Below are 16,516 nucleotides of genomic sequence, written 5' to 3' on the forward strand. Positions count from 1 at the left end.
TAAAAATGAGACAAACAGTAGATTATAAATTATTAGAAGAGGTGTTAGCATGATAACTAAAAAACTACCATTACATATAACAGACATTAAAAAAGCTCAAAACATTTTAGACAGAAATGCTCGTAAAACTCCTTTAGTAAAATCATTTTATTTGACTAGTAAAACAGGCGGAGAAATTCACTTGAAATTAGAAAATATGCAATTAACGGGTTCTTTTAAATTTCGTGGTGCGTTTAATAAAATGTCACAGTTGACAGATCAAGAAAAAGAGCGAGGCGTAATTGCTTGTTCCGCTGGTAATCATGCGCAAGGAGTTGCTTTATCTGCTCATTTACTTGGTATTAAGAGTAAAATTGTGATGCCGATTTCTGCACCGAAGGCGAAAGTTGAAGCAACTAGAGGATACGGATCAGAAGTGATTTTATATGGTGAAACTTTTGATGATGCGAAGGCAAAATGTGAGGAGATTATTAGGAAAACAGGTGAAACATACTTACATCCATATGATGATGTGGAGGTAATGGCTGGTCAAGGTACAATTGGTTTGGACATTCTTGATGATATGTGGGATGTAGATACGGTCATTGTACCAATTGGCGGAGGTGGCATTATTTCTGGTATTGCTGTTGCATTAAAGTCTTTTAATCCATCAATCAATATAATTGGTGTACAAGCTGAAAATGTTCATGGGATGAAGGCATCTTATAATAAAGGGACAATCGTAGAACATTATGAGGCACCTACTATAGCAGATGGTTGCGCAGTTAAAATACCAGGTGATTTAACTTTTGAGGTTGTAAAAGAATTAGTAGATGATATTGTAACAGTGTCAGAAGGTGAATTAGAAGTAGCGATGAAAGACTTATTACAGCGTGGTAAAGCCGTTGTAGAAGGTGCAGGTGCATTAGCTACTGCTGCTCTACTTGCAGGGAAAGTGGATACATATATAAAAGGGAAAAAAGTAGTAGCGGTTATATCTGGTGGGAACGTAGATTTGCAACGCATTTCGAGTGTTTGTGAGCAATTTTTTGTAGCTAATGAAGTGAAATAATCTTTAAAAAACATAAATTTTATGAAAGCAGAGTTAAGAAAACTAATCTTAGCTCTGCTTTTTGTCTACTGTATAGTACAAGTTGTAATACACATGCTGTATTTTCCGTATAGTGAATTATTTTATTTAAGCATCTATTTTCATAGATAACTCAAATAATTATATCAATATTGTCGAAACAGAAACAGAAATTTAATATAATGGTTTTAATGTATGAATGAGCTGTTAGGAGGATAGGCCATGAATAAGGAAGAACAGGTCATGAACGGTTTCAGGGAATTATATAATAAGATGGTTTGGCTAAATAAGGATAAGATGGAAGCAGGTCTGAAGGGTTTTAAGTCTTCTGAAGTACATTGTATTGAATATATTGAAAACAATACAGATTCTAACGTGACACAACTTGCAGAGGCTTTTTATGTGACTCGCGGTGCAATAAGTAGAATGACTAAGAAGCTCATAAAAAAAGGCCTTATCGAAAGCTATCAAAAGTCGGAAAATAAGAAAGAAATTTATTTTAGGCTTACCGAACAAGGGAAAGAAGTTTATAAAATTCATGAAGAACTGCACAAAGAGTTTCAAGAGCGGGATAAAGCTGTATTTGAGCAAGTAACCGAGGAAGAATTCGACAGTATAATTAACTTCGTGGAAAAGTATAGTAGGCATTTGGATGCAGAAATAAAGAAACAAGGTATACATGTTAAGTCATAATAAAGTTGAAGCATTCGGGCTTTTACGGGTAGTTAATCCCGAAAACTAACTTATTTTCCCGTTCATGCGGGATACATTTAAATAATAAAAAGGTAGCCTGTTCATAGTAAGGCTACCTTTTTATTATTGTATTTTTGTTGACTAATCAACAAAACAGAGTTATCATTTTGTTGACAAAGCAACAAAATGTTTTAAGGGGAGAAGTTAAATGTCTATTTTTAAATCACAAAATGAAAGCGAAACTGAAAAAAACATAGATAAACATGCTTTAATATTCGGCCTTATTTCTGTATTTCTTTGTGGAATAGGTTTCAGTATCATTATGCCTGTAGTGCCATTCTTAGTGCAGCCTTATATAAGTAGTCCGGAAGAACAGGCTCTAGTTGTTACGCTACTGACCTCTGTTTATGCGGTTTGCGTGTTTTTTGCTGCTCCTGCACTCGGGGCTTTGAGCGATAAATATGGCCGTCGTCCATTACTTTTAATATGCCTTTTCGGTTCCGCAATCGGGTACTTAGTTTTTGGTATAGGAGGGGCCTTATGGGTACTATTTGCTGGACGCATAATAGAAGGTATAACAGGCGGGAGTATAAGTACAATTTTCGCATATTTTGCAGATATCATTCCTCCACAACAGAGAACGAAGTACTTTGGATGGGTGAGTGCAGTGGTAGGTGCAGGAACCATTATTGGACCAACACTTGGGGGATTACTTGCCAAGTTTGGTCATTCTGTACCTTTATATTTTGGAGCGTTCATAACCTTATTAAATGTCTTATATGGGATGAAATATATGCCTGAGAGTCTTGACAAAAATAATAGGTTAAAAGAGATTACTTTTGTAAGGTTAAATCCTTTTGTACAACTTGCAAACATACTTTCCATGAAAAACTTAAAATGGTTACTTGTCTCAGCGTTTTTACTTTGGATACCTAACGGATCTTTACAAGCAATTTTCACACAATTTACGATGGATACTTTTAGCTGGAAGCCTGCACTAATCGGACTTATGTTTTCAATTATGGGCTTTCAAGACATCATTTCACAAGCTTTTATAATGCCAAAGCTTTTGATCAAGCTTAGTGATAAACAAATAGCTATACTTGGAATGGTTTCGGAGATTATTGGCTACAGTTTTATTGCAGCATCTGCTTTGTTTTCCCTATATCCTCTTCTAATCGTTGGGATGTTACTGTTTGGTTTTGGTGACTCAATTTTCGGACCTTCATTCAATGGGATGCTTTCAAAGTCTGTCGATTCTAGTGAACAAGGGAGGATTCAAGGTGGTAGCCAATCTATTCAAGCTTTGGCAAGAATGATTGGTCCAATTATTGGAGGACAAATCTATGTATCACTTGGTCATGCTGCTCCTGCTTTTATGGGGATGATTCTTATAGTAGTTGCAATAGCAGTTTTGTATAAAGGGACGCATGTAACTGTATAAACTATCTGCACTATTATGGTCTTTCTTTATATAAGGATGTTTCTACGGGAATCTTTCCTGAATGAATTGTATAACAGATAAATATAAGAACAAATAATAGGGTGTCAGAACTTAGGAACAAGTACTGGCCCCTATTTGTTTACAGTTTGAGAGCTAAGAAAAATTAAGAATTTATTCTGTAATGCTCTCATGGTGAAGGTTAAATAGAACTATCAATAATTAAAGTTAGCTTTTTTGAAAGTAAAAAGCTATGTAAATGACTAGATAGTTTAATTATGCTTGTGCTGAAGTAAATAATGACTCCATTTTTACTTTGCTCTTTTCTCGAATTTCACTGTCCGCATGGCGCATTACAAATTTATGCGCTATAGCGATTGCTAAAACATCATCTAATAAGCCAATCCCAATAATAGCAGCTATATCTGGAATGAAGTCGATTGCTAATACGTAATAAGATAAAGCAGCTAATATTATGAATTTCGCTTTAGTAGGTAACCCTTTTTTTCTCATTGTGTAGTATAAAATAATACTTTCATATACGCTTGATTTCCCGAGGTTTGCTGAGCTTTTTTTGAATTTTTTCCAAAGGGTCTGTTTCTCCATATAAACACTCCTATTACAAAAACATAGATTTTTTAAAAGGATAGACAAAGAAGTAGGGAAATAATCAATTTTATTGTTTTTCTTATGTATATTCCATAAAAATAGGGAATTACCTGTTTAAAATAATAGAATGTTGGTTATGTAACGACTCACAGTGTTCCGTTACATAAGTATGTACAGTAAAGTGTATGTGGATGATTTATTTATTATTAAACATTTAATAATCGGTATGGGGGAAGAAAAATGAAGATAATAGAACTACCAATTGAATTCGAATTTAACGGGGGGAAACAATGTATTTATCCGAGCTTAATTATAGTAAACAATGAATTAACTTTAGTGGATACAGGTTATATGAATTTTTCACCTTTAATTGAAGATGCAATTGTAAAACATGGGTATGAGATGAAAAACTTAAAAAATATAATTATTACCCATTATGATGATGATCATATAGGAGCTTTATATGATTTCAAAGTGAAATATCCTCAAATTAATGTTATTGCTAGTGAAATTGAATCAAACTATATTAATGGTGAAATAAAATCAGAGAGATTAGTTCAAGCTGAAGAAATGCTAGAACGTATGCCAAAAGAAGAAAAAGAATTTGGCGAATGGTTTATACAGCAGTTAAAAAATATAAGACATATTTCCGTTGATGAACAGGTATATAATGGTCAAATGATTTTGAATAATGAGTGTCAAATAGTAGCAACGCCAGGACATACTTCGGGGCATATTTCATTATATTTTCCGAATTTAGACTGTGTAATTACGGGAGACGCAGCGGTTCAAGAGAATCGGGAATTAGTTATAGCTAATCCAAAGTTTTGTTTAGATATAGAAAGAGCGGAACAGTCTTTGAAGAAGATTAAATGTCTTAAAGCAGAAAGATATTATTGCTATCATGGAGGGGAATTTACTATAAAATAATAAAAACCCTATCTTTCCTATATCGGAAAGATAGGGTTTTTCAATTCATAGATTCTGCAATTTGAATCAAATCATTAACATTGTATTTTTCTTTTATATGTAGTTTGTTACCAATTGCGATTGTATATTGAAAACCGTCTTTCTGAAATATAAGCTCATATGCTAAATTAAAATGAGGGTTATATAATGCTTTCATATTATTTTTAAAATTATAGAACTTTGTTCCCTTGTGTACATATTGCTCTAATTTATTGTGAACTGGTGAAACCGTGATTTTTAAAATCCCACTAATATTTTCATTATAGTAACGTAGTTCCAGATTATCGTTATAGATGTAACCGTGAAATTGCTGAATTTCGAACGGGAATTTGGTAGGAGTAAGTATATGTTCCTTACACTTCATTTCATATTCTTTTACAATAGTAGCTTCTTTCATAAGAGGATTAGTTCCATCATAAATTTGATTAATTTGAGATATTTTGTAGTTTTTTGTTACTATTTCTAAAATACAACCGATAGTAAATCCATCATCAGTGTCTTTGAAATAAGAAATAAGAATTGTAGTATCCTCTTTTGGAGATGGTACTATTTTAATTTCATGAATAGGTTTTTCCTTTTGGAAAGTAGGTAGTTCAATCCCTTCTGTTACATATGACTGCATTAATTTTTTATCATTTTTGAGTAAAGCTTGTTTAAATTCACTTATCACATTTGTTTGAGATTTTGCCATAATAATTGAGGTCGATTGAAAATATAGTAAGAAAAATATGCAAAATATCTTTATGAATGTAGTGGTCAATTTCATCATCCTTTAACTATGTTTCCGTAAATTTGAAATATATATGTATAGGAGGGGAGAAGATGAGTTTATTGTTCGATGTAATAATGGATATAATTTTATTTTATCCTCGAAATGACGTGAAATTAAAACACCATATTGCCAAATTAAGCGAATTTGAGTGGTTTCGAAGGTTACACGAAGATCCGAAATATACAGGTCTAATTTGGAGTAATAGAAAAATTAAGAAGTATATTTTGAATTCGACAAACATGGAAGCATTAATAAAATCCGAGAAAAAACAAAAAGAATTTGTGCATCTAATACACGATGAAAATAAAAAAAGAAGATAAGAATTTTTTTATTTTTCATATTTGGCGAAACAAATGGTACAATGAAAGCTAATGTGAAAAATAAGGAAAAGAAGTGGTCTATTTGAAAAACTTTTTAGAATTAGGAATTAGTGAAACTTTTAATCATACATTACGTGAAAATGGAATTACAGAAGCAACACCGATTCAGGAGAAGGCAATTCCTGTTATTATGTCAGGTAAAGATATTATTGGGCAGGCGAAAACAGGAACGGGTAAAACGTTAGCATTCGTGTTACCGATTTTAGAAAAAATCGATCCAGAGTCTAGTGATGTTCAGGCTTTAATTGTTGCACCAACAAGGGAACTAGCACTGCAAATTACAACTGAAATTAAAAAAATGCTTGTTCAAAGAGAAGATATTAATGTACTAGCGATATATGGCGGACAAGATGTAGCACAACAATTGAGAAAATTAAAAGGTAATACACATATTGTTGTAGCGACACCAGGACGATTATTAGATCATATACGACGTGAAACAATTGATTTAAGTAATCTTTCAACGATTGTACTAGATGAAGCAGATCAAATGCTTTATTTCGGATTCTTATATGATATTGAAGATATTTTAGATGAGACACCTGATAGTAAACAAACGATGTTATTCTCAGCAACGATGCCAAAAGATATTAAAAAATTGGCGAAGCGTTATATGGAAGAGCCGCAAATGATTCAAGTACAAAGTGAAGAAGTAACGGTAGATACAATTGAGCAGCGTGTCATTGAGACGACAGATCGTGCAAAGCCAGATGCACTTCGTTTTGTTATGGATCGTGATCAGCCATTTTTAGCAGTTATTTTCTGTCGTACAAAGGTTAGAGCAAGTAAGCTTTATGATGATTTAAAGGGACTTGGTTATAATTGTGCTGAACTTCATGGTGATATACCTCAAGCGAAACGTGAAAGAGTCATGAAGAGTTTCCGCGAAGCTAAAATTCAGTACTTAATTGCGACTGATGTAGCAGCTCGTGGACTTGATGTAGATGGTGTAACGCACGTATTTAACTTTGATATCCCTGAAGATGTAGAAAGTTATATTCACCGCATTGGCCGAACAGGACGTGCAGGTGGATCAGGTCTTGCAATTACGTTCGTTGCAGCGAAAGATGAAAAACATTTAGAAGAAATTGAAAAAACGCTTGGTGCACCAATACAAAGACAAATAATCGAACAACCGATGATAAAAAATGTAGATGAAAATGGAAAACCGGTACAAAAGCCGGCTCCAAAGAAATCAGGTCAATATCGTCAAAGAGATAGCCGTGAAGGTTTAAGAAGTGGTTCAAAAGGTGGTCCAAGAAACGATTCAAGAAATAGTTCTAGAAATGATAACAATCGATCATTTAATAAGCCAAGTAATAAGAAAAGTAGTACAAAACAAGGTCAGCAAAGACGTGGCCGTTAAATAGTTATTATTCAAAAAGAGTCGCAAAGTGTTGCGGCTCTTTTTTGTTTTTATACAACGAAGTCGATATAAGTACAAGGGTGATTACATAGAAACAACCTTTAAAATTTCATTCACCGTATTAAAAATAAATTTTAAAATTCATAAAGGAAATATAAAGTAGGTTGTTGTATATGTACGATAACAGGAAACTTTTCACATACTAAACATATACTTTAAATAAACCGACAGTCGGTCCGTAGGAAGGAGTACATGAATGAGGATCGTAAAAGAATATGGGGAGCGTAGAAATGAAATTTTAGAAACTGCTGAACGTTTGTTTGTTACAAAAGGGTATACGAAAACTACAGTAAATGACATTTTAAAAGAGATTGGTATAGCAAAGGGGACGTTTTATCATTATTTTAAGTCGAAAGAAGAAGTAATGGATGAAATTATTATGAGGATTATTAAAGCAGATGTTGCTAAAGCGAAAGCAATTGTCTCTAACCCTAATATCCCAGTTTTGGATAAGTTATTTCGAGTTTTAATGGAACAATCACCAAAATCAGGAGATGTAAAAGATAAAATGATTGAACAATTTCATCAGCCAAATAATGCGGAAATGCATCAAAAAAGTATAGTACAATCAATTATTCATTTATCTCCTGTTTTAGCAGAGATTTTAGAACAAGGAATCGCTGAAGGCATATTTTCTACTCCATACCCACAAGAAACGATTGAATTATTACTCTCTTCAGCACAAGTCATATTTGATGAGGGTTTATTCCAATGGAAGCCGGAAGAAATGATGAGGAGGGCTAAAGCTTATATCAAAATGATGGAAGCATCTGTTGGAGCGAAAGAGGGAGCCTTTGATTACATGGTGGAGGTTTTAATCAAACAGAAATAATAATTTTCTGTTTGGATATTATCGACCGACAGTCGGTCTGAATCGAATGAAAGGTGTGATAAGGATGTCAGCCAGTATAAGGTCTTCGATGAAAGATTTTCACTTAATGGTGAGTGGACAAATTATTACTATTTTAGGTTCAACACTTGTACGTTTTGCCCTGTCATTATATGTGCTAGATATAACAGGGCGTGCTGATATATTCGCAGGATTATATGCGGTAACGAGTATTCCGCAATTAGTTCCAGAGAATAAGTTAGAGCAAGCGAACGGTATCGTAAATGGTGTGCAAGCATTGTCAAATATAGTTGCTCCTGTATTAGGAGGAATACTGTACGGTATAATTGGTTTGAAAATGCTCGTAATAATAAGTTGTCTTGCTTTCTTTTTATCTGCGATTTTAGAAATGTTTATTAAAATACCTTTTATAAAAAGAGCACGAGAAAGCCATATAATACCGACAATTGTAAAGGATATGAAAGAAGGATTTATATATGTTTTAAAACAACCATTTATTTTGAAATCTATGCTTTTAGCTGCATTACTAAATTTAATACTTACACCGCTATTTGTTGTTGGCGCTCCAATTATTATACGAGTAACAATGGAAAGTAGCGACACGTTATACGGAATTGGAATGGGATTGATCGATTTTGCTACTATTTTAGGTGCATTATCGATAGGTTTTTTTGCGAAAAAGCTACAGATGAAAACATTGTATTACTGGATGCTTTTAATAGCTTTATTAGTACTACCAATGGCACTATCAGTTACGCCAGTTATTCTTAATTTAGGATACTATCCACCATTTATCCTCTTTATACTTTCTTCTATTCTAATTGCAATGATCGTGACAATTGTATCCATCTATGTGATTACTGTAGTCCAAAAGAAAACACCAAATGAAAACCTAGGAAAAGTAATGGCAATTATAACAGCGGTATCTCAATGTATGGCACCAATTGGGCAAGTCATTTATGGTTTTATGTTTGAAGGATTCAGTATGAAAATTTATTTACCTATATTAGTTATTAGTTTCATAATGATAATAATAGCGATGGTGACGAAGAAAATATTATGGAATGAAGGGAACTAGCTTCATATGATTAGGAGAATGTTAAAAAGAGATTTCTCTCAAAATAAAATGATAATTACCATTCTATTTATGTTTATCATGTTATCAAGTCTTTTAATCGCAAGTGCTTCAAGTAACGTTATAAATCTATTGAACTCAACGGATCAATTGTTTAAAGTATCAAACGCACCGCACTTCGTACAAATGCATGCCGGAGAAATAAACCAAAAGTCAATTGATTCATTTGTAGCGCAAACTCCTTTTGTAAAAAAACAACAAACAGCAGAGATGGTTCAAATAGGCGGATCTAACATTTTTATAAAGAAGAAAAATCAAGCGGAACATAATAGTGTAATGGACATTAGCTTCGTTAAGCAAAATACTATTTTGGACTTTTTATTAGATTTAAATAATGAATTGATCAATGTTAGGAAAGGAGAAATAGGTGTACCAATTTATTATATGCAAAAATATAATTTGCGTATTGGAGATAAAATATGGGTTGTGAAAAATAATAATGAGCTAGAATTTACTATTTCGGCATTTGTTCGTGATGTTCAAATGAACCCATCACTTGTTAGTTCAAAACGATTTGTAATAAGCGATGAAGACTTCGAAAGAATAAAGGGGAATTTTGGAGAAAGTGAATATCTTATTGAATTCCAGCTAACAGATTTAAATAAAATAAATGAATTTGAAAATTTATACCAGTCATCAAACTTACCTCAAAAAGGTCCCTCTATTACGTATTCACTCTTTAAAACACTCAATTCATTAACAGATGGAATAATAGCTGCAGTGCTGATCATTATCAGTGCATTATTAATGCTAATCGCGATTTTATGTATTAGATTTACGATTATGACTTCAATGGAAGAAGATTATCGGGAAATTGGTGTTATGAAAGCTATAGGCATTCAAAGTAAAGATATTCAAAAACTATATGTAACAAAATATGTTGTTATTTCAGCTATCGGATGTATATGTGGATATATCCTTTCGTTATTTGTTACAAAAATATTTACCTCTAACATCGCACTTTATATGGGGACAGCTAATAAAAGTATTTTATATTATGTTGTGCCATTGATAGTCACAACATTGTTATTTCTAGCCGTTATCCTTTTTTGCCGCATCATTTTGCGGAATTTCAGGAGAATTACAGCAATAGACGCTTTACGATCAAGAGATAAACTAGGAAAAAGAAAGATTAGAAGATTTTTTTCTCTCTATCAAACTAAAATTACAAATGTAAATATATTTATTGGTATACAAGATGTAGTGAAACGATTTAAGTTATATCGAGTATTAAGTATCGTTTTAATTATTGCAGTGTTCATGATTGTTGTACCAGTTAACTTTTTGTACACGATTCAGTCACCGCAATTTGTTAATTATATGGGAACAGGAAAGAGTGATATACGAATAGATTTACAGCAATCTGAAAATATAGAAAAACGGTTTAATGACGTTATATCGTATGTCGGAAACGATGAAGAGGTAGAAAAATATGCAGCATTTGTAACGAGTACATTTAAAATGGTGAAAGCTGATGGTACACATGAAAACTTAAATGTAGAAGTGGGAGATTTCGCCCAATTTCCAATAGAATATGTTAAAGGTATGGCACCAAAAAATGAAAATGAGATCGCTCTCTCTTATATGAACGCAAATGAATTAAAAAAGAATATAGGGGATGAAATCGTTTTATTTGTAGAAGGAAAAGAGAAAATGCTAACTATTAGTGGTATATATCAAGATGTAACGAATGGAGGAAAAACAGCTAAAGCGAGTTTTTCTTATAATAAAGAAAATATATTATGGTACGTAGTAAATGTAGATATGAAACCCAAAGTGAATCTACAAGAAAAAGTGAAGGAGTATAAACAAAATTTTAATTCTGCAAAAATAACAGATACGGATAATTATTTATCTCAAACTTTAGGGGAGACAATTAAACAATTAAGACTCGTGACACAAGTGGCAATTTTGATTGCTATATTGATATCGGTTTTAATAACGGCGATGTTTTTTAAAATGTTATTGGTAAAAGATTCTTCGCAAATATTAATTATGAAAAGTATCGGCTTTTCCTACAAAGATATTCGTATACAATATGTTACTCGTTCTATCTCTATAGTATTAGTAGGTATTTTAACAGGGACATTTATAGCTGCTACGTTTGGAGAAACACTAATAAGCTGGTTAGGTTCATTTATGGGAGCAGCTCACATAAAGTTTGTTGTTAATCCGATCATTTCTTATGTAATATGTCCAGCTATTTTATTTATATCTGTGACCGTAGCAACACTTTTCAGTAGTTTTACAGTGAAACAAACAAATGATTTAAAGCTAAATGGGGAGTAGGAGGTGTGTAATTTGAAAAAAATTTTAGAAGTAAAACAATTAAATAAAAAATACGAAATGGATGGAAATAAAACTTACCATATGTTAAAAAATATAAATTTAGAGATTTATGAGGGAGAGTTTATATCGGTTATGGGACCTTCTGGTTCAGGGAAATCGACGTTACTATATAATATTAGCGGAATGGATCAAATGTCATCAGGAAGTGTGAAAGTTGATAGTAAAGAAATAACATGTATGAAAGAAGAAGTGTTAGCAAAATTACGACTCAGCGAAATGGGATTTATTTTTCAACAGAGCAATCTTCTTAGAAATTTGAATCTTTTTGATAATATAGTTTTGCCTGCGTATTTAGCAAAATTTGAGAGCAGGAAAATAATAAATAAACGTGCACTTGAATTGATGAAAAAAACGGGAATTAGTCAAATTGCAACTAATAATATAACTGAAGCATCAGGAGGCGAATTACAAAGGGTATCTATTTGTAGAGCACTCATAAATAAACCTAATATTATTTTTGCTGACGAGCCAACGGGTGCTTTGAATTTAAAAGCGACAGAAGAGGTAATGGATATTTTAGCAAATATAAACCGTATGGGAACTACAATTTTGCTAGTTACTCATGACGTAAAGGTAGCAGCTAAAACAGAAAGAGTTCTTTTTATGGTGGACGGGGAAATTGTTAGCGAAATACAGATGGGTAAGTATAGAAACGATGATTTGAAAGTGCGAGAAGAGCAGTTGTTAAAATGGTTAACCGTACTTGGATTTTAAAGAGATAATATTTTTGACTCCTATTGAATATAGGAGTTTTTTCTTTGTTTAAAAGTTTAAAAAGAGATATAATAATTTTCTGACTATTGATTATGGAGGGGTATAAATGAAAAATGAAACGTTACGTACACAAGAAGATATATTAAAAATGCTTGATTCATTATTAAGACCTGCAGAACCATTTTGGAATGAATTTTATGTGAATAGAGAAAAAGATGTTCCGTTTTTTGAAAATGTTCCAGATGAGAATCTAGTTTCGTATATACAAAAAGAGAGTGTTTCAAAAGGGAAAGTATTAGAACTTGGATGTGGTCCAGGAAGAAACGCAATTTATTTAGCGAATGAGGGATTTGATGTAACAGCAGTAGATTTATCTATAGAAGGTATTAATTGGGCGAAAGAGAGAGCATTAGAAAAAGGAATAGAAATTCACTTTATTTGTGATTCAATTTTTAATTTAGGTGCTCAAAATGAATTTGATTTTGTATACGATTCGGGCTGTTTGCATCACATTCCACCGCATAGAAGAATAAATTATGTGGATTTAATTAAAAACTCATTGAAATCTGGTGGTTATTTCGGATTAACATGTTTTGCAGCTGGCGATTTAGATGAGAGGAATGGATCAGAAATAACGGATTGGGACGTATATAGAGGTTGGAGTTTACAAGGTGGTCTTGCCTATTCGGAAGAAAAATTAAGGGAAATATTTAAAGAGTTTGAAGTGATTGAAATTAGGAAGATGAAACAAATTGAACAACCAAATAATATGTTTGGAGAGTCATTTCTTTGGACAGCATTGTTTAAGAAGAAATAAAAAAATAGAGAATTGACAAATTCATTGTCTTTATAGACAATATATTTATCGGAATGTACGTTCGGTTTTGTTGTCCGATGTCTGTTTTGCATAAATACATAACAAGGGGCTGTCTCTATATGAATAACACAAATCAAAAAATTACTACGTTCTTGATGTTTGAGGGCAAAGCTGAGGAAGCGATGAATTTTTACACATCGCTATTTAATCAATCAGAAATTGTAAGTATCTCTCGTTATGATGAGAATGGACCAGGTAAAGAGGGAACTGTAATTCATGCAACATTCACGCTAAATGGACAAGAGTTCATGTGTATTGATAGTTATGTAAAGCATGATTTTACATTCACTCCAGCTATGTCTCTTTATGTAACTTGTGAGACGGAAGAAGAAATTGAAACGGTCTTTAATAAACTAGCGCAGGATGGAGCAATACTTATGCCTTTAGGTGCCTATCCATTTAGTAAAAAATTTGGCTGGTTAAATGATAAGTATGGTGTATCTTGGCAGTTAACTCTTGCTGGAGATGAATAATTAAAATAATATGGTGATATTAATGTTATAAAAAATAAAAGGGATGATACAAGATAAATATGTATCATCCCTTTTATTTTTTGTTTTACAACCGTCATCGTTTGTATTTATAACGACTTTAGGGGTGCTTTTTAAGTTTTTTATATAATATAAAACTGCTAATTTAATTTTTCAGCTTATCTAGTAATTGAATTCATTAACTGGAAGAAGTATTCAGGCTTATAAGTCTTATTTAGGTTATACCACGAATGTAACGTATCTGGTGCAAATACATCAATTTTTTTCAATACTTCCATTGCAAATTCCAGAGGAGCTACTCCTGATGCAGTAATCAAATTTTCATCACATACTGCAGGTTCCATCTTATAAAGTTGTTCTCCTTTATAATTAGGACAAACCATTTTAATATATTCTAAATCATTGCTTGTATGTTTTCTAGAATCTAGGTATCCCAAATTCGCTAACCCCTCAGTTGCACCACAAATGGCAGCAACAATAGTGCCGAGTTTTAACGCTTCACCAATTTTTTTTAAGATAGGGTGATGAATGCTTTCCCCCCAAGTAGTCCCTCCAGGTAAAACTAAAAGATCGTTACTCTCAAGAGTACATTCATCCAGGGAAATATCTGGCTTTATGCTCAGTCCTCCCATCGTAGTAATAATTTCATTATTAGCTCCTACTGTAACTACCTTTAAAGGGGCTAACTCTTTTTTGAAATATCTTCCTGAGTTTAGTTCTGCAATTAAATGTCCATATTCCCAGTCTGACATCGTATTAAATACATAAAGATAAACTTTTTTTGTTTGCATACAATAACACTCCAATCACAATTGAGTTTTTCAAAAAAATATTAATAAATAAATTTTACAATATTTATCATTTGAATTTAACCTATTTCCTTAAGAATTCTTTAAAAAATAATTTGGATACTTTATTTGAAGGTATGGTTTACGAATTAAACAACCTTCAAAAAATATAATAGTTGAAATTTGTTGGTTTTAGAATGAAGAAATTAGGCTCAATATACCAACTTAATTATTCATAATTGAGTTGTGGTATAATTTACATACAGGGGGAAAGTAGATGACACAACATAAAGAAGAGCAAATGAATGAGGCATTAGCATTATTTTACTTTGCATATAAAACTTTTACAGAAAAACCAGATGAAATAATAAAAGAGTATAGTATACAGCGTGTACATCATAGAATTCTGTTTTTTATCGCTCGTTTTCCAGGGCTTAGTGTAAATGAGCTGCTATCACTTTTAGAAATAAGTAAACAAGCTCTTCACGGACCGTTGCGCCAACTGTTAGATAAAGGACTTATTGAGAGTAATGAAGCTGCACATGATCGTCGTGTGAAACAGCTGTCTTTAACAGAAGAAGGAACAGACTTAGAGAAAAAACTGAGCGATGTTCAAAGAGAACAAATGGGAGCTATTTTCTCACAGTTTGGCGAATCATGTGAAGAAAATTGGCATCAAGTTATGAATGAAATGGCAAATAGCCGTTCAGGATTTGATGCATGGACGTCTAAGCGTGAGATACCAGTAGAATAAAAGATAGAAACAGTATCTTGTTTTGTAGTTTGAAAAATCATAAATTTTTATCTGTATATTTGGCAACTATGGATAAAAAATTCACATTGCCAAAAACTTTATATGTGTACGTATTGAAATTTTAAAATTCATATTTCCGAGAGGGGAATTATAATGATAAAACTTGTACTCATTCGTCACGGACAAAGTTTGTGGAATCTTGAAAATCGATTTACAGGATGGACAGATGTGGATTTATCAAAGAATGGATTAAGTGAAGCGAGAGAAGCAGGAACAATATTAAAAAAGAATGGATATACATTTGATGTTGCGTATACCTCGGTACTAAAACGAGCAATTCGTACATTATGGATTGTACTGCATGAAATGGATCTCACTTGGGTTCCTATACATAACTCATGGAAGTTGAATGAACGCCACTATGGTGCACTACAAGGATTGAATAAAGACGAAACTGCAAAAAAATATGGAGATGAACAAGTTCATATTTGGAGAAGAAGTATAGATGTGAGACCGCCTGCACTTACTGAAGATGATCCTCGATATGAGGCGAACAATCCAAGATATAAAACGTTAAAAAAAGATGAATTCCCATTGACTGAATGTTTAGAGGATACGGAGAAAAGAGTAGTTGATTATTGGCATTCAGAAATTGCACCGTCATTAAAAAGTGGTGAGAAAGTAATTATTTCATCGCACGGTAATACAATTCGTTCGCTAGTGAAATACTTAGACAACCTTTCAAGTGATGGTGTGGTTTCATTAAATATTCCAACTAGCATTCCGCTTGTTTATGAGTTAGATGAAAAATTACGTCCGATTCGTCATTATTACTTAAGTATGGATGGAGAAGTACCTGAAGGGGAAATTCCGAAACATATTTCTTTTTAACATGAAAATTTGAAACGCATGCTTGTCTACATATACAATGTAGATTCATGATAAAGTGAAACTTTAATCAGTGGAGGGTGTTCATCCCGCACTGATTATTAGCCTTCACCAATCGGGCTTTTATGGGCAGTTGATCCCTCACCTAACGTCTTTGCTTTCGCTGAATTTTGAGGTGGGGGGGCTTACTGCCCGTTAATGCGGGATAAAAGACGTGGCCTGCTTCTAATGTATATGCGATGTTGCTAACTTTAGAAGGTTGTCCACGTCTTTTGTCATAAAGAGAGCTGTTTGTGCATGTAATGGTATCG

17 protein-coding genes are annotated in these 16,516 nt (G+C 32.8%); 14 read left to right on the forward strand and 3 right to left on the reverse strand.

The genetic code is table 11. The features are described from left to right. The first annotated feature begins 49 nt into the window (after positions 1-49). The 3 genes from tdcB to I6L50_RS18360 all read left to right on the forward strand — a co-directional run bounded on the left by tdcB (position 50) and on the right by I6L50_RS18360 (position 3,206). Positions 50-1,051: a bifunctional threonine ammonia-lyase/L-serine ammonia-lyase TdcB gene (tdcB, locus tag I6L50_RS18350; protein WP_219302266.1), complete on the forward strand. Its 1,002-nt coding sequence runs from the start codon at positions 50-52 to the stop codon at positions 1,049-1,051. A 240-nt stretch (positions 1,052-1,291) separates the two neighbouring features. After that, on the forward strand, positions 1,292-1,762 hold the full coding sequence (locus tag I6L50_RS18355) for a MarR family transcriptional regulator (RefSeq protein WP_219302267.1): 471 nt from the start codon (positions 1,292-1,294) through the stop codon (positions 1,760-1,762). Positions 1,763-1,970: 208 nt separating this feature from the next. Continuing rightward, positions 1,971-3,206 carry an MFS transporter gene (locus tag I6L50_RS18360; protein WP_219302268.1) on the forward strand — a complete coding sequence of 412 codons (1,236 nt, stop codon included), beginning with the start codon at positions 1,971-1,973 and terminating at the stop codon, positions 3,204-3,206. Positions 3,207-3,479: 273 nt separating this feature from the next. Here the strand turns inward: I6L50_RS18360 and I6L50_RS18365 are convergent, their stop codons facing one another. Next, positions 3,480-3,809, reverse strand: a complete 330-nt coding sequence (locus I6L50_RS18365) for a YkvA family protein (protein ID WP_078174372.1) — start codon at positions 3,807-3,809, stop codon at positions 3,480-3,482. A gap of 243 nt (positions 3,810-4,052) precedes the next feature. Here I6L50_RS18365 and I6L50_RS18370 point away from each other — a divergent pair, with 243 nt between their 5' ends. Next, positions 4,053-4,742, forward strand: coding sequence for an MBL fold metallo-hydrolase (locus I6L50_RS18370; protein WP_219302269.1), 690 nt, complete (start codon positions 4,053-4,055; stop codon positions 4,740-4,742). A gap of 40 nt (positions 4,743-4,782) precedes the next feature. Here the strand turns inward: I6L50_RS18370 and I6L50_RS18375 are convergent, their stop codons facing one another. Then, positions 4,783-5,541, reverse strand: a complete 759-nt coding sequence (locus I6L50_RS18375; protein WP_219302270.1) for a hypothetical protein — start codon at positions 5,539-5,541, stop codon at positions 4,783-4,785. A 62-nt stretch (positions 5,542-5,603) separates the two neighbouring features. Between I6L50_RS18375 and I6L50_RS18380 the strand changes: the two genes are divergently transcribed. The 8 genes from I6L50_RS18380 (at position 5,604) to I6L50_RS18415 (ending at position 13,757) form a co-directional block, all read left to right on the forward strand. Beyond that, a complete protein-coding gene (locus I6L50_RS18380; protein WP_219302271.1) occupies positions 5,604-5,873 on the forward strand; it encodes a hypothetical protein in 270 nt (89 codons plus the stop codon). A gap of 73 nt (positions 5,874-5,946) precedes the next feature. Then, positions 5,947-7,299 carry a DEAD/DEAH box helicase gene (locus I6L50_RS18385; protein ID WP_219302272.1) on the forward strand — a complete coding sequence of 451 codons (1,353 nt, stop codon included), beginning with the start codon at positions 5,947-5,949 and terminating at the stop codon, positions 7,297-7,299. A gap of 256 nt (positions 7,300-7,555) precedes the next feature. Beyond that, positions 7,556-8,191, forward strand: a complete 636-nt coding sequence (locus I6L50_RS18390; protein ID WP_002069302.1) for a TetR/AcrR family transcriptional regulator — start codon at positions 7,556-7,558, stop codon at positions 8,189-8,191. Positions 8,192-8,237: 46 nt separating this feature from the next. After that, positions 8,238-9,287, forward strand: a complete 1,050-nt coding sequence (locus I6L50_RS18395; RefSeq protein WP_257475400.1) for an MFS transporter — start codon at positions 8,238-8,240, stop codon at positions 9,285-9,287. A 6-nt stretch (positions 9,288-9,293) separates the two neighbouring features. Next, positions 9,294-11,633 (forward strand): ABC transporter permease, encoded by a 2,340-nt coding sequence (locus I6L50_RS18400; protein ID WP_219302273.1) that lies wholly within the window; start codon positions 9,294-9,296, stop codon positions 11,631-11,633. 12 nt (positions 11,634-11,645) lie between these two features. Next, entirely contained in the window at positions 11,646-12,407 is a 762-nt protein-coding gene (locus I6L50_RS18405) for an ABC transporter ATP-binding protein (protein WP_219302274.1), read from the forward strand. 106 nt (positions 12,408-12,513) lie between these two features. Next, the gene (locus I6L50_RS18410; RefSeq protein ID WP_219302275.1) at positions 12,514-13,224 is read left to right on the forward strand and encodes a class I SAM-dependent methyltransferase; all 711 of its coding nucleotides are present in this window, start codon (positions 12,514-12,516) and stop codon (positions 13,222-13,224) included. 119 nt (positions 13,225-13,343) lie between these two features. After that, the gene (locus I6L50_RS18415; protein WP_219302276.1) at positions 13,344-13,757 is read left to right on the forward strand and encodes a VOC family protein; all 414 of its coding nucleotides are present in this window, start codon (positions 13,344-13,346) and stop codon (positions 13,755-13,757) included. 176 nt (positions 13,758-13,933) lie between these two features. Here I6L50_RS18415 and I6L50_RS18420 read toward each other — a convergent pair whose 3' ends face one another. Beyond that, positions 13,934-14,566, reverse strand: coding sequence for a type 1 glutamine amidotransferase family protein (locus I6L50_RS18420; protein WP_219302277.1), 633 nt, complete (start codon positions 14,564-14,566; stop codon positions 13,934-13,936). Positions 14,567-14,840: 274 nt separating this feature from the next. Between I6L50_RS18420 and I6L50_RS18425 the strand changes: the two genes are divergently transcribed. Both I6L50_RS18425 and gpmA read left to right on the forward strand, forming a co-directional pair. Beyond that, positions 14,841-15,317 carry a MarR family winged helix-turn-helix transcriptional regulator gene (locus I6L50_RS18425; RefSeq protein WP_002017049.1) on the forward strand — a complete coding sequence of 159 codons (477 nt, stop codon included), beginning with the start codon at positions 14,841-14,843 and terminating at the stop codon, positions 15,315-15,317. Positions 15,318-15,470: 153 nt separating this feature from the next. After that, complete coding sequence (gene gpmA, locus I6L50_RS18430) at positions 15,471-16,208, forward strand: 2,3-diphosphoglycerate-dependent phosphoglycerate mutase (RefSeq protein WP_002032137.1); 738 nt, start codon at positions 15,471-15,473, stop codon at positions 16,206-16,208. Positions 16,209-16,516 lie beyond the last annotated feature (308 nt).

Origin of the sequence: Bacillus sp. FDAARGOS_1420, assembly GCF_019344915.1 — a bacterium.
GTDB classification, from domain to species: domain Bacteria; phylum Bacillota; class Bacilli; order Bacillales; family Bacillaceae_G; genus Bacillus_A; species Bacillus_A mycoides.

Coding starts and splice junctions, on each gene's coding strand:
- I6L50_RS18370 (WP_219302269.1), top strand. CDS start 4,053: ATGAAGATAATAGAACTACCAATTGAATTCGAATTTAACGGGGGGAAA.
- I6L50_RS18425 (WP_002017049.1), top strand. CDS start 14,841: ATGACACAACATAAAGAAGAGCAAATGAATGAGGCATTAGCATTATTT.
- I6L50_RS18420 (WP_219302277.1), bottom strand. CDS start 14,566: ATGCAAACAAAAAAAGTTTATCTTTATGTATTTAATACGATGTCAGAC.
- I6L50_RS18360 (WP_219302268.1), top strand. CDS start 1,971: ATGTCTATTTTTAAATCACAAAATGAAAGCGAAACTGAAAAAAACATA.
- tdcB (WP_219302266.1), top strand. CDS start 50: ATGATAACTAAAAAACTACCATTACATATAACAGACATTAAAAAAGCT.
- gpmA (WP_002032137.1), top strand. CDS start 15,471: ATGATAAAACTTGTACTCATTCGTCACGGACAAAGTTTGTGGAATCTT.
- I6L50_RS18415 (WP_219302276.1), top strand. CDS start 13,344: ATGAATAACACAAATCAAAAAATTACTACGTTCTTGATGTTTGAGGGC.
- I6L50_RS18395 (WP_257475400.1), top strand. CDS start 8,238: ATGAAAGGTGTGATAAGGATGTCAGCCAGTATAAGGTCTTCGATGAAA.
- I6L50_RS18365 (WP_078174372.1), bottom strand. CDS start 3,809: ATGGAGAAACAGACCCTTTGGAAAAAATTCAAAAAAAGCTCAGCAAAC.
- I6L50_RS18355 (WP_219302267.1), top strand. CDS start 1,292: ATGAATAAGGAAGAACAGGTCATGAACGGTTTCAGGGAATTATATAAT.
- I6L50_RS18380 (WP_219302271.1), top strand. CDS start 5,604: ATGAGTTTATTGTTCGATGTAATAATGGATATAATTTTATTTTATCCT.
- I6L50_RS18390 (WP_002069302.1), top strand. CDS start 7,556: ATGAGGATCGTAAAAGAATATGGGGAGCGTAGAAATGAAATTTTAGAA.
- I6L50_RS18400 (WP_219302273.1), top strand. CDS start 9,294: ATGATTAGGAGAATGTTAAAAAGAGATTTCTCTCAAAATAAAATGATA.
- I6L50_RS18410 (WP_219302275.1), top strand. CDS start 12,514: ATGAAAAATGAAACGTTACGTACACAAGAAGATATATTAAAAATGCTT.